Raw genomic sequence first — 13,700 nt, 5'->3', positions numbered from 1 at the left:
CCGATGTCTGCTACGCGCAAACACCGGTCAGCTTTCACTATCTTTTATAATCTAAAAGACTTTATGAAACAGATGTTTTACCGTAGCAAAAAGAACCTGCGTTATAAAAATAACCCAGAAAGCCAAAATAATATGCTTTTGTCCATACGTTCATTTCTGCTGACATAATAAAACCTCAATCTCACTTTGATATCCCTCATAATACTCCCCCGCCCTTACTTTGTCAATAACTTTATGGTTATTTTATTTATCGCTTTAAACTGTTACGCTTTAAATCACAAGTCACAAAAGACAGTTTCCATCCCCTTTGCCACACACGCTCAGGAGACCAAGAGCGGCAGTACGGTAATTTTGCCTGTCTTATCTTCCTCTTTGGAACTATTCGGCAGAAGGATTAAATCAAAAAAAGGACAAAGGTCCGGCGTTTTGACCTTTGTCCTGTGTTTTTGACATCCAAAAGGAAGGCACAGCGGGCTGCGCTGTCCGAATTGGGAGCAAACATACCGCAAAGCATGGCGTGCAGAATGTCGAAATGCATTTACATCGCCTCAGCCCTCTCAAACTGGCTGTTATACAGATTCGCATAAAATCCGCCTGCCTCAAGCAGTGCTTCATGGGTACCCTGTTCAATGATATCTCCGTCTTTCATGACCAGAATCAAATCCGCATCCCGGATCGTAGAAAGACGATGGGCAATCACAAAGCTGGTCCTGCCCTTCATCAGGTTATCCATGGCCTTCTGAATCCGTTCTTCTGTTCTGGTATCCACAGAGGAAGTAGCCTCATCCAGGATCAGGATCCTGTTATCCGCCAGGATGGCCCTGGCAATGGTCAGAAGCTGTTTCTGTCCCTGGGAAATATTGTTTGTCTCCTCATTCAGCACCATCTGGTAACCGCCCGGCTGTGACATAATGAAATGATGTGCGTGTGCTGCTTTCGCCGCTGCGATCACCTCTTCGTCTGTGGCATCCAGCCGTCCATAGCGGATATTTTCCATAATGGTCCCGTGGAACAGCCAGGTATCCTGCAGTACCATACCGAACAGTTCCCGCAGCTCACTTCTGTTAAAGTCTTTAATATTATGACCGTCAATGAGGATCTCTCCTGTGTTCACATCATAGAACCGCATCAGCAGCTTGATCATAGTCGTCTTGCCGGCACCCGTCGGTCCTACGATTGCCACTTTCTGCCCTGCTTTTACGGAAGCAGAGAAATCGTGGATAATGATCTTATTCGGGTCATAGCCAAAAGATGTATGGCAGATTTCCACATTGCCGTCAATATGGCTTACATCTGCGGGATTTTCCACAGTCTGCACTTCCTCCTCAACATCCAGAAATTCAAACACCCTCTCAGATGCAGCGGCTGAAGACTGCAGCATATTTGTCACCTGGGCGATCTGCTGGATAGGCTGCGTAAAGTTTCTGATATACTGGAAAAATGCCTGCACATCACCCACTTCAATCTTACTTTTAATTACCATAAATCCGCCCAGAAGGGCAACCATCACATACCCCAGATTTCCCACAAACTGCATGATAGGCATCATCATGCCTGAGAAAAACTGGGAACGCCATGCAGAGCTGTACAGCTTTTCATTTGTCTTTTCAAATTCACCGATCACGGACTCTTCCTTGTTGAAGGCCTTAACCACGTTGTGTCCGCTGTAGATTTCCTCCACCTGCCCGTTTACTTCACCCAGATATTTCTGCTGTGCCTGGAAATATTTCTGAGAATGTTTCATGACTTTACTGATGATCGCCATGGATATAGGCAGGATCAGCAGTGCAGCCAGTGTCATCCATACATTGATGCTCAGCATCATCACAAGCACACCGATCAATGTAGTGCAGGAGGTGATGAGCTGGGTCACACTCTGGTTGATTCCCATCTGCAGAGTATCCACATCATTGGTGATACGTGAAAGGATCTCACCGTGGGTCCTGCTCTCAAAATATTTCATAGGAATTCTGTTGATCTTCTGGGAAATATCTTTTCTCAGGCTGTACGTCACATCATTGGATATCCCGGTCATGATAAATCCCTGGATAAAGGACAGCAGGGCGCTGACCAGGTACAGGCAGAGGCATCCCAAAAGGATCTGAACAATCTTGTCAAAATTGATCCCGCTGCCGCCGTTTATCTTGGACACCAGTCCGTTAAACAGCTCTGTGGTGGCCTTGCCTAAAATCTTAGGTCCCACAATATTAAATACCGTGCCTCCCACAGCAAACAGGATCATCAGCATCAAACGGAACTTATACCGTTCCATGTATTTCACCAGGCGTTTCATGGCTCCCTTAAAATCTTTTGCCTTCTCCCCCGGCATTCCTTTTCCGTGACCACCCATCGGCCCTCTCGGTCTTCTCGCAGTATTACTCATTAGCCAATTCCTCCTCCGACAGCTGTGACATGGCAATCTGACGATATACCTCACAGGATTTCAAAAGCTCTTTATGGGTTCCCTGACCGACCACGCGTCCTTCATCCAGAACAAGAATACGGTCTGCATGTAAAATTGTGCTGATACGCTGTGCGACTATCAGGGTCGTGGCATCCTTGGTCTCTTTTTTCAGCGCACGGCGGAGCACCACATCTGTCTTGTAGTCAAGGGCAGAAAAACTGTCATCAAAGATATAGATCTCCGGACGTTTCGCAATGGCTCTGGCAATGGAGAGGCGCTGTTTCTGACCACCGGATACGTTGGTGCCTCCCTGGGATATTTCAGATTCCATCTTCTCTTCCTTCTCCTGGATGAAATCCCAAGCCTGGGCTACTTCAGCTGCACGCTGTACCTCTGCGTCCGTTGCATCCTCTTTTCCGTAACGGATATTGGAATCAATGGTTCCGGAGAAGAGCACACCCTTCTGCGGAACATAACCGACACGGTCTCTAAGATCCGTGAGCTTCATATCCCGGATATCCACTCCGTCTACCAGGATCCGCCCTGATGTTACGTCAAAAAATCTCGGAATCAGGTTCACCAGGGTGCTTTTTCCGCTTCCGGTACTTCCGATAAATGCCACGGTCTCACCTTTATGTGCTGAGAAATCAATATCAGTAAGTGTCTCCTCATCAGCCCCCGGATAGGAGAATCCCACATGTTCAAAGCGCACTTCTCCTTTGGATCCTTTGTCCGGCAGTGCACCGGCCTCACCATCCAGAATGGAAATCTCTGTATTCATAACTTCATTGATACGCTTAGCTGCAACGCTTGCCCTAGGAAGCATAATAGACATCATGGTGATCATCAAAAAGGACATGATGATCTGCATGGCATACTGCATAAATGCCATCATATTTCCAACCTGCATGGTTCCGTTATCCACTGCATGAGCTCCGTTGTAGACGATCAAAATGGTAATACCATTCATGATCAGCATCATAGCCGGCATCATAAATGTCATACAGCGGTTGACAAACAGGTTGGTCTTTGTCAGTCTGTCATTGGCATCCTCAAAACGCGCCTCCTCGTGTTTCTCACGGCTGAACGCCCGGATGACCGGAATACCGGTCAGTATCTCCCTGGAAACCAGATTCAATTCATCAATCATATACTGCAGTTTGGTGAACTTGGGCATTGCAATCTTAAAGAGCAGTCCCACCAGGATCAGTATTGCCACAACAGCCACACCCAGGATCCAGGTCATGGAGGCGTCAGTCTGCAGAACTTTTAAGACACCGCCGATACCCAGAATAGGCGCATAGAGCACGATCCTGAAAATCATGGCAAATACCTGCTGTACCTGCTGGATATCATTGGTGCTTCTGGTGATCAGGGACGCTGTGGAAAAATGATTCAGCTCCTCACCGGAAAAGGATATAACCTTCCGGTACACGCCGTTTCTCAGATTCCGTCCCAGGATTGCCGCTACCTTTGCCGATAAAAATGTAACGGTTATGGCTGCCAGCATGATGACAAGTGCCAGCCCCAGCATTTTAAGACCGGACATCAGAATATAGCGGATCTGCATCTGATCCACATCAATCCCCTGTCCTTCGTACTCCTGCTGCACATACTGCACAGCCGCCTGTGTCACAATGGAGTCCGGCATATCTTTCATATTTGAGGTCATGGCATCCATCATTTCCAGAAGCTGTTCTTTTGGCATCTGTGAAAATACCTGGAAAAGATCTGCGTCCTTGGGAAGCTGCATCTTTTCTTTGATCTGCTCCACCTGGTCTCCGCCTTCTTCCAGCCCTTCCACAGCCATCATGGGCATGCCGAAAATGCTGTTCAGCTTTTCTCTCTTGTCTGTATGCATTTCCTTTAATTCATAAGTATCACCTTTTAATGTATAGGCATCCTTTACAGTATCAACATCTTTTTCTTCCATAAACAGAAACAGCTTTTCCATGGACTCTTTCCGGATCTTTTCCGGAACTCCATCCTCGATCCCCTTCTGCTGGATTCCTATGTTGACGATTTTTGATGTGTAATCCGGCAGAGCCAGGTCACAATTGGCCTGCAGGAATAAAAGAGCAATGATCAGCACAATATAGTACCAGCGCTCTTTCATGTAATGAAACATTTTTATCATGGTGTCACTCCTTTTAGTTTATTTGGTCTGTTCCAGGTTCTCGATCATCTGTTTGAAAAACCGTTTCATGAGACAGATTTCGCTCTCAGAAAAGCCGCGGAAAATGGCATTTTCACTGTCTTCCACCATTTTTTGGACATTTTCGGTAAGCTCGCGTCCTTTGGGACTCAGATAAATACGGCTCATGCGCTGATCTTTCTCGTCCGTCCTGCGGATGATCAGACCCGATTTCTCCATTCTTTTAATTGAGACCGCTACTGTGGGAGGTTTTATTTTCATCTCCTGTGATATTTCCCGCTGACTCAATCCCTCTTTTTTCCCCAGCAGATGAAGCATGGGCACCTGCCTGGGATGCACATCCATCTCCCGCAGCGCATCATAGGCCCTGCCAAAATACATATGGGTTGTTTTTAAAAACAGACTTTGCAGACTGTCATCATTTTTGCATATCATCTCTACCGCCTCCCTTCTCATTAGTTAGTCGACTAACTTAGTTTATCCCAATATTTATCATATTTCAATATAATCCTCTACATTTTATCCTTTTTTTATATTTTCTTTATCTTATTTTATTAGCCGTCTAATCTTTTTGTTACACCCGGCTAACGAAAAAACAGCCAAAAAAAAGCACCGTGCAGACGATAATTTCGTCAATCGCACGATGCATATCCATGATCACTATTCTTTTTTTCGTCATGCTTTTTTCCTGGAAAGCGCAGGCCACATAATACACAGCATAGTAACAAAACAGGCAATGCCGCCGATAAAATTCGAGATTGGCTCTGCCAAAAACACGCCGTTTACTCCAAGACCGGCCATGTGGGGCAGGATGAGGGTGAGCGGCACCACGATCACAGCCTTCCTGAGCAGGGAAAAGAAAATTGCCTGTTTAGCTTTTCCAAGGCCTGTAAAGACCGTCTGCCCGGAAAACTGCAGGGACATAAAGCAGAATCCGAAGAAATAGATCCTCATGGCATGGACGCCTGCCTCCATCAGTTCCCCGCTTCCATTGAAAATGGCGATAAAGGCGCCGGGTACCAGCATGGTCAGGATCCAGACCACCGTGGTATATCCAATACAGATGACAGACATAAATTTAATTCCCTGTTTTACCCGATCATATTTACCCGCACCATAATTATAGCCTATGATCGGCTGTGCCCCCTGCGTAAAACCATTGACAGGGACACTCAGAACTTCCCGCACAGAGTTGATGATGGTCATGACACCCACATAGACATCCCCGCCAAAGCTCTGCAGCGTAACGTTGCAGACAATCTGTACCATACAGTTGGTGGCCTGCATGATAAACCCGGAAAGCCCAAGAGCCAGAATGTCTTTCACATATGTGATCTTCAGCTTCATACACCCTGCCCTGAGTCTGAGAAGGGTCCGTCTGCCTGTCAGGAACCGCACGATCCACAGGGCTGATACCGCCTGGGAGATGACTGTGGCAATTGCCGCTCCCCGGACTCCCATATGAAACAGGAAAATAAATACAGGGTCCAGCACAATATTGATAACAGCCCCGATCAGTACCGTCAGCATACCGATTCCCGCAAACCCCTGGCAGTTTATAAATCCATTCATCCCCATACTGATCATAACAAACACACTGCCCAGCAGATAAATGCTGATATAATCATTTGCATAGGGAAATGTGGCATCACTTGCGCCCAGCGCATACAACAGAGGCCGTTTCACTAAAAGACCCAGGATAATGATCAGAACACCGGCGATCACCACCAGGGCAAAAGCATTTCCCATGATCGTCTCTGCCTTGTCATCCTCCTGTTTTCCCCTTGCGATGGAGCAGAGTGGAGGCCCCCCTGTTCCGATCAGGAAAGCAAACGCCATGACCACCGTGATAATGGGAAACGAGACCCCCACGCCGGTCAGAGCAGAGGAGTCTGCCCCCGGAATACGTCCTATGTACATTCTGTCCACAATACTGTAAAGCACATTGATAAACTGCCCTGCCATAAGCGGCAGCGAAAGCCTTAAAATATTCCCAGGGATATTTCCCTGGGAAAAATCATGCTCCTCCTTATGGGCCTCATGCAGTTTTTTCATCCATTGCATTAATTACTACACTTCCTTTCAACAAGACCGGCCCAGAGCGTGCCATGTTTAAAGCTTCTGCTGATAATCGCTCAGGAAATCAGCCAGCTTGTCTGCCGCGCTTTTCAGCTGTTCCAGATTAGGCAGATAGACAATGCGGAAATGGTCCGGCTCCCCCCAGTTAAATCCTTTGCCGTGGGTGAGGAGCACCTTCTTCTCTTTCAAAAAGTCCAGGACAAACTTCTCATCATCCAGAATATGAAAACGTTTTGTATCTATCTTCGGGAAGATGTAAAAAGCCGCTTTTGGCTTCACAGCTGACAGTCCGGGAATATCATTGACTGCTTTGTAGATATATTCCCGCTGTTCGTAGATACGTCCCCCCGGCTGCAGGTATTCCTGGACACTCTGAAACCCACCCAGGGCTGTCTGCACAATAGACTGTGCCGGAACATTGGAGCAGAGGCGCATATTGGACAGCATGTTCAGCCCTTCAATATACCCTTTTGCCCTCTCCTTCGGTCCGCTCAGAACCATCCATCCGCAGCGGAAACCTGCCACCATGTGGGATTTGGAAAGGCCGTTCATGGTGACACAGAACACATCCGGAGCCAGGGCAGCGATGGAATGGTGGACCACACCGTCCATGGTCAAACGGTCATAGATCTCATCAGAGAAAATCATCAGATCATGCTCTCTGGCAAGGGCGGCGATCTCCTCCAACACCTCTTTCGGATAAACAGCCCCCGTGGGGTTATTGGGATTGATGATCACAATGGCTTTCGTCTTATCCGTGATCTTGCTGCGCATATCTTCTATATCCGGATACCAGTCCGACTGCTCATCACAGATATAATGCACAGCCTTTCCTCCGGCCAGTGTCACACAGCCGGTCCACAGCGGATAGTCCGGGGAAGGTACCAGGATCTCATCCCCGTCATCAATAAGCCCCTGGGTTACCATATTGATGAGTTCACTGACGCCGTTACCCGTATAGATATCCTCCAGGGCAACATCTTTTATTTTTTTGATCTGGCAATACTGCATAATTGCTTTTCTGGCAGCAAATATCCCGTGGGAATCTGAATATCCCTGAGAATCCCGGAGTGTGTAGATCATATCCAGGATCACTTCCTCCGGCGCATTGAAACCAAAAGGTGCCGGATTGCCGATGTTTAATTTTAAAACATCAATGCCACTCTCCTGCATCCGGTTCGCCTCATCCAGCACCGGTCCCCGGACATCATAGCAAACGTTGTCCAATTTTGAAGATTTATCAAAAGTTCTCATGTTAGCTCTCCTCTCCATTTTTCCCAATATATTCCTCTGGGAGCATTATATATGCCCTTTCAGGCATATCTTTTTTCACGCGGCTGCCGTGAAGTCTACTCAGACAATTTCTTTCCTATCTGTATCAAATGGAAAATTTTTGCTGATCATGTTGAAAATTTTATCACTTCGCCGTGGAAAACGCAAGCGGCATGATGCTTTTTATATGTTAAAAAGTGCTATGTTTGTAACGGTTAGGGAATGCATCCCGGACGCCGAACCCGGCCGCAGGCTTCCCTGCACGGGCGGGAGCAGAGAACTTCCAAGCTAATGCGTAAGCCGCACTAAGTTCATCGCCTTAGGGCTCTTCACTAAGTGCTTGCTAACGCATGGATCTTGTAAGCTTCTCTAAACGCTCCTAAACGCCCGTGCGGGGAAGCCTGCGGCCGGGTTCGGCTGACTTTGAATGTGGAACAGTTGGCAATCGCTAGTCATCAAATAAATGGATAAAACGCGGACAGAAGGGCCTATAAATTACGCTGGCTTCTTAGAAAAACAGCCGGGTCTGGTCATAAAGCCTGCCTGTACGGGCGTTTCAGGCAGGCTTATGACCAGACCCGGCGTCCGCCAAATGTCACATTCCTTCCACATCCAATGTTGCTGCCATCAACTCTTTTGTATATGCAGCTTTGGGATTTAAAAAGACCTCCTCCACATCCCCTTCCTCCACAATCCTTCCATCCTTCATCACCAGAACCCTGTCGCACATCTGGTAGATCACATTCAGATCATGGGAAATAAAAAGAACAGAGAACTTCATCTCCTCCTGAAGCTTTATGATCAGTTCCATGATCTGCCTCTGAATCGTCACATCCAATGCGGATACCGGTTCGTCCGCTATAATAAACCGTGCCCCCTGGAGTAGGGAAACCGCTATACTCACCCTCTGGCGCTGACCGCCGGACAATTCCCGGGGATGCCGCTTCAGATGTTCCTTGGAAAGCCCCGTCTTTTCTGCCATAGCCAGGACTCTTCTTCGGCGCTCCTCTTTTGGAACTTTCTGCATGCGCAGCGGTTCCTCCAGAATCCACTCCACTCGTTTTCCCGGATTGAGGGAAGAATATGGGTCCTGGAATATCATCTGCGGATGTTTCGTGTGATGTATGATCTCACCTTCCTGCACATTCACAAATCCTAAGATTGCTTTGGAAAGCGTGGTTTTTCCGCATCCGCTCTCCCCCACAAGCCCCAGGATCTCATTCTCCCGGACAATAAGATCAACATCCTTTAAAACCTGCTGCTCTATCCTGCCTTCCCGGTAAGATGCGCTTACATGCTTCACTTCCAGTACAGGTCCCATCACCCATCACTCCTTTCCTGTTTCACTGCCGCCCGTTTTCTAAGCGAGGTCCTTCGGTTTGGTATGGCAGCCAGAAGCTTCCTGGTATATTCCATGGAAGGATGTTCAAATATATCCTGCACATTCCCCTGTTCCACGGCCTCCCCCCGGTTCATCACAATGACACGGCTGCAGAGGTGGCGGATAACTCCCAGATCATGGGAGATAAAGAGGATTGCCGTACCCTGTTCTTTATTGATTCTCTGAAGGAGTTTTAAGATCTGTGCCTGTATGGTCACATCCAATGCTGTGGTTGGCTCATCCGCGATCAAAAGTTTAGGTTCCATCACAAGCGCTGCCGCGATCATGACCCGCTGCCGCATACCGCCTGAGAGCTGATGGGGATACTTTCCGTACAACAGTTCCGGATTGGGAAGCTCCACATTTTTCATCATCGCCAGAGCCCTTGCTTTTCGCTCCTGTGCGCTGTAAGAGCTGTGGATGCCCATGGATTCTTCCACCTGTTCACCGATTGTCATTACCGGGTTTAAGGAAGTCATGGGTTCCTGAAAAACAATGCCTATTTCTTTTCCCCGGATACTCCAGAGTTCTTCTTTTGGCATTTTCAGAATATCCCTGCCCTGAAACAGGATCTCTCCCCTGGGCATTCTTGCGTGTTCCCCCAAAAGTCCCATGACAGACAGAGCTGTCTGTGTTTTTCCGGAACCCGATTCTCCTACAATCCCCAGTATTTCTCCTTCCATCATAGAAAAAGAAATGTCCTCCACAATTTTCGTAGGCGGGATTGTATCATGAAATTCAATTGCCAGATTTTTTATTTCCAATAACGCCATATCACTTCCCGCCTTTCTTCTGCAGACCATCACTCAGCAAAGAAAATCCCAGTGCCAGGAGGATAACTGCCACCCCCGGAAACAGGGCACACCAGGGGGCTGTTGCCAGATACGCCTGGGATTCCGACAGCATTCTTCCAAGGCTGGCATCCGGCGGCTGCACGCCGATCCCCAGATAACTCATCCCCGCCTCAGCCAAAACAGCGTTATTAAATCCAATGGCAGCCGTTGCCAGAATTGTGGGAAGCGTATTGGGAAGAATATGCACAAAAATGATCCGCAGATGGGATGCACCCATCAGTCTCGCACTTTTTACATAATCCATTTCCCTCTGGGAAATAAATTCACTTCTGGTCATACGGGCAAAGCTTGGGATAAATACCACGCCAAGGGCCAGGATCACGTTATATTTTCCCGGTCCTAAAATACTGATAAATACCAGTGCCAGCAAAATGCTGGGAAACGAAACCACAGCGTCATTGAAACGCATCAGCACCTCGTCCAGCCACCCGCCAAAATATCCGGTAAACGCACCCACCAAAAGTCCGGCCCCGCCTCCGATCAGGACCGTTGCCGCACCCACAAAAAAGGTGGTTCCCGTCCCCTTCATGACACGGCTTAAAATATCCCGCCCAAACTGGTCACATCCAAACAGGTGGGCCAAAGAAGGTGCCGCAAATTTTGCTCCGCCGCTCATGGCATCCGGATCATAAGGGGTATACAAAAGTCCGATCAATAAAAACAACAGCATGAATCCTGCAAGGGAAGCGCCGACGAACAAATTGCCCGGCATTTTTTTTCTGTCTTTTCTCATCTTCTCTCCTCCTGCCTATGCATCCATGCGGATCCGTGGGTCTATTTTTCCATATAAAATATCCACTGCGAAATTTATGATAACCACCATAGCCGCAATCAGCACAATGATTCCCTGGACAACCGGGTAATCCCTGTTGGATATGGAAGTGATCAACAGACTGCCCATACCGGGAATGGTAAATACCTGTTCCAGAATGATACTGTTTGCCATAATATCGGCAATGGTCATAGCCCAGAAAGTGAGCACCGGGATCAGTGCATTTTTCAAGACATGCCTGTAGAGGACCCGTCCTGCCCTGTTTCCCCGACTGTAGGCAGTCCGCACATAGTCCATACGAAGCTGTGTGATCACAGAACTGCGCAGCATCTTCACTGCCATTGCGCTTTTGGGGAGTGCGATGGCTATACTGGGTGCTATGAGGTATGCCAGAAATCCCCCGAAGCTTTCTGAGGGGGATACATACGCGCCGGGCGTAAACCACCTGAGCACCAGTCCGAACAAATACGTGATCAAGATACCCAGAAAAAATCCGGGTACTGACATGATCACCTGATTACAGGTCATGAGAAGGCGGTCAAGCCTGCCGCCCTCATGCTGTGCAGTAAAAATACCGAGCGGAATGGAAAACAGCAGGATAATTAAAAATCCTATCAGCACCATAGTGATATTGATCAGTATTTTATCTGCCAGCATATCCCGGACAGGCATGGAATAGCTGTAGGATTCCCCCATATCGCCGGTCACAAAATCCTTTAGCCACAGACCGTAACGGACAAGCACCGGTTTGTCTAACCCCATCTCATGCTGTAATGCCTCTACCTGTTCTTTTGTGGCCTCTGTTCCCAGTTTTGATTTTGCTGCGTCACCGGGAATCACGGAAAAGGCCATAAAAGACAGAAAAGAGACAATTAACAATGTTATAATGAGAGTACCTATTTTTTTCACAATATATTTCATTCTGTCTTTCTCCTTTTCCGTGTCCCATTCTTTATTTTATCTTATAAATCTTTGCCATATCCAGCACATACAAAGGATAGAATGTAAAGCCGCCGTATGACTTTCTCAGTGCAACCTCTGATGCCATATCCTGGATGTAGACATTTGCCGCATCATCCGCCAGAATGGTTTCCATCTTTTTGTAAAGTTCTGTCTGTTCCTCGTCATCTGTGCTTTTCTTTACCTGCTGATAGAGTTTATCATACTCTTCATTGCTGAAGTTTATAAAGTTTTTGGAAGCATCTGAGGTAAAGCGCTCCAGCAGGGCCCGGCCGCTTAAATAAGCTGCATCCACACCAACTACAGTGGACTGGAATTTCCTGTCACCGTACACATCACTGAGCCAGCTGTCCCATTCCACAAGCTGGATCTCTGCGTTGACACCGATCTGTTTTAACTGCTCCACCAAAATCTGGGCCGTGTCCACATGCTGCTGGTAATTGGACGGTACGGTGATGGTCATGTCAAATCCATCCGGATATCCGGCTTCAGCCAGCAGTTCTTTTGCTTTCTTCACATCCTGTGGGTATTTGTCTGCAAGTTCAGGCATGTAGTATTTGTCAAAAGCCGGGAACATACTGCTGCCGATTATGGTTCCTTTTCCGTCTGCGATCATATCCAGGACATCCTGACGGTTCACTGCATAACAGAGAGCCTGACGTACCTTTATATCATCAAAGGGGGCTTCCGCATTGTTCAGATATAGTGCCTGTACCAGATTCATGCCGCCTTCATAGATCGTAAAATCCTCTCCTTTGAGCTGGGCAGACTGGTTGGAGTCAATTCGTGCCATCATATCCAGGGAGCCGCCTTTTAATCCCGTCACAATGGCATTGCTGTCACTTACCACTTTGAAGGTGACTTCATCCAGATATGCCTGATGCTCACTATCCCAGTAGTCTGCGAATTTTTTGATCTTAATATTCTCCTGAGGGGAGCGGGACTCATACATAAACGGGCCTGTGCCCACCGGATTGGTTGCCAGGTCCTGCACATCTTTTGGGATAACTGCCACGATCAGGTATGCCAGGAATTCTGTGTCGGCTTCTTTTAAATGGATGACAATGGTTTTGTCATCGGGAGTTTCAACGTTTTCCACATTAGAAAACGCCGCTATCAACGGTTCTGTTCCTTCCGTGATACCGGCGCATCGCTCGATCGAATATTTCACATCGTCTACGGTAACGTCCGCTCCATTGTGGAATTTTACGCCTTCACGCAGTGTAAAGGTGTAGGTCCTGCCATCCTCTGAAATGGTGTGCGACTGGGCTACTGCATCCATGTAATTGCCTTTTTCATCCGGCTTTACTAAGCCTTCATAAATATTGAATAGGACTTCTTTGGTTCCTGCCGCTACCGATTTGTGTGGGTCAAGACTATCCTCTATATCCTGAGGAATTCCTACTACAATGGAACCTCCCATGGTTGGTTCCGCTTTTGTTTCTGTGGAACTTTCGTTGTTTTTGGACTCTTTACCGCTTTCCTTTTTGTCTTGGCAGCCGCCGAGTACAGTAGTCAGGGTAAGTGCAAAGAGAAGTGTTAAAATTAATCTTGCTCTTTTCATGGTTTCTCCTTTAAACATTAGAAGTTCCCTCATTATTTAATTGTCATGGTTATTGTATCGAAATGATGGGGGGATTGCAAGTATTATTTAGGATACATGGGGAGGGTTACGAGATTTGGAGGGGATGCGGGGGCCTGGGTGCGGGGGAAGATTCATCCGACGTTCCGCTGGCAGGCAGCTAACCTGCTGGCATTCACTAAATTCATCGGCAGCGGCCTCTTCATTAAGTGACTGCCGCAGGTGGATCTGCCAGCCGCTC

General features: G+C 47.6%; 10 protein-coding genes. All 10 read right to left on the bottom strand.

Annotated elements, in window-relative coordinates:
- Positions 1-538: 538 nt before the first annotated feature.
- Positions 539-2,383, bottom strand: coding sequence for an ABC transporter ATP-binding protein (locus tag CI595_RS13940; RefSeq protein ID WP_095174088.1), 1,845 nt, complete (start codon positions 2,381-2,383; stop codon positions 539-541).
- Positions 2,376-4,541 (bottom strand): ABC transporter ATP-binding protein, encoded by a 2,166-nt coding sequence (locus tag CI595_RS13935; protein WP_095174086.1) that lies wholly within the window; start codon positions 4,539-4,541, stop codon positions 2,376-2,378. Before CI595_RS13935 ends, CI595_RS13940 begins: the two co-directional genes overlap by 8 nt.
- Positions 4,542-4,559: 18 nt before the next feature.
- Positions 4,560-4,994, bottom strand: a complete 435-nt coding sequence (locus tag CI595_RS13930) for a MarR family winged helix-turn-helix transcriptional regulator (RefSeq protein WP_065541015.1) — start codon at positions 4,992-4,994, stop codon at positions 4,560-4,562.
- Between the two features lie 240 nt (positions 4,995-5,234).
- Entirely contained in the window at positions 5,235-6,623 is a 1,389-nt protein-coding gene (locus CI595_RS13925; RefSeq protein WP_095174083.1) for an MATE family efflux transporter, read from the bottom strand.
- Between the two features lie 48 nt (positions 6,624-6,671).
- Positions 6,672-7,892 (bottom strand): aminotransferase class I/II-fold pyridoxal phosphate-dependent enzyme, encoded by a 1,221-nt coding sequence (locus CI595_RS13920; protein ID WP_095174081.1) that lies wholly within the window; start codon positions 7,890-7,892, stop codon positions 6,672-6,674.
- A gap of 613 nt (positions 7,893-8,505) precedes the next feature.
- Entirely contained in the window at positions 8,506-9,231 is a 726-nt protein-coding gene (locus CI595_RS13915; protein ID WP_243135165.1) for an ABC transporter ATP-binding protein, read from the bottom strand.
- Positions 9,231-10,064: an ABC transporter ATP-binding protein gene (locus tag CI595_RS13910; RefSeq protein ID WP_095174077.1), complete on the bottom strand. Its 834-nt coding sequence runs from the start codon at positions 10,062-10,064 to the stop codon at positions 9,231-9,233. The genes CI595_RS13915 and CI595_RS13910 overlap by 1 nt, the downstream gene beginning before the upstream one ends.
- Before the next feature lies 1 nt (position 10,065).
- Positions 10,066-10,878, bottom strand: a complete 813-nt coding sequence (locus CI595_RS13905; protein ID WP_095174075.1) for an ABC transporter permease — start codon at positions 10,876-10,878, stop codon at positions 10,066-10,068.
- Between the two features lie 15 nt (positions 10,879-10,893).
- Positions 10,894-11,838, bottom strand: coding sequence for an ABC transporter permease (locus tag CI595_RS13900; protein ID WP_095174073.1), 945 nt, complete (start codon positions 11,836-11,838; stop codon positions 10,894-10,896).
- A 31-nt stretch (positions 11,839-11,869) separates the two neighbouring features.
- Positions 11,870-13,441 (bottom strand): ABC transporter substrate-binding protein, encoded by a 1,572-nt coding sequence (locus CI595_RS13895; RefSeq protein ID WP_242986851.1) that lies wholly within the window; start codon positions 13,439-13,441, stop codon positions 11,870-11,872.
- Between the last annotated feature and the right edge of the window lie 259 nt (positions 13,442-13,700).

It is taken from the genome of Blautia hominis (assembly GCA_002270465.1).
In the GTDB taxonomy this organism is placed as follows: Bacteria; Bacillota; Clostridia; order Lachnospirales; family Lachnospiraceae; genus Blautia; species Blautia hominis.
The sequence above is the reverse complement of the archived record's forward strand: the minus strand, read 5'-3'. Positions and strand labels throughout refer to the sequence as shown.

Excerpts from the sequence above, each read along its gene's own strand:
- CI595_RS13905 (WP_095174075.1), bottom strand. The coding sequence starts at position 10,878 with ATGAGAAAAGACAGAAAAAAAATGCCGGGCAATTTGTTCGTCGGCGCT.
- CI595_RS13920 (WP_095174081.1), bottom strand. The coding sequence starts at position 7,892 with ATGAGAACTTTTGATAAATCTTCAAAATTGGACAACGTTTGCTATGAT.
- CI595_RS13930 (WP_065541015.1), bottom strand. The coding sequence starts at position 4,994 with ATGATATGCAAAAATGATGACAGTCTGCAAAGTCTGTTTTTAAAAACA.
- CI595_RS13925 (WP_095174083.1), bottom strand. The coding sequence starts at position 6,623 with ATGCAATGGATGAAAAAACTGCATGAGGCCCATAAGGAGGAGCATGAT.
- CI595_RS13900 (WP_095174073.1), bottom strand. The coding sequence starts at position 11,838 with ATGAAATATATTGTGAAAAAAATAGGTACTCTCATTATAACATTGTTA.
- CI595_RS13895 (WP_242986851.1), bottom strand. The coding sequence starts at position 13,441 with ATGAAAAGAGCAAGATTAATTTTAACACTTCTCTTTGCACTTACCCTG.
- CI595_RS13910 (WP_095174077.1), bottom strand. The coding sequence starts at position 10,064 with ATGGCGTTATTGGAAATAAAAAATCTGGCAATTGAATTTCATGATACA.
- CI595_RS13935 (WP_095174086.1), bottom strand. The coding sequence starts at position 4,541 with ATGATAAAAATGTTTCATTACATGAAAGAGCGCTGGTACTATATTGTG.
- CI595_RS13940 (WP_095174088.1), bottom strand. The coding sequence starts at position 2,383 with ATGAGTAATACTGCGAGAAGACCGAGAGGGCCGATGGGTGGTCACGGA.
- CI595_RS13915 (WP_243135165.1), bottom strand. The coding sequence starts at position 9,231 with ATGGGACCTGTACTGGAAGTGAAGCATGTAAGCGCATCTTACCGGGAA.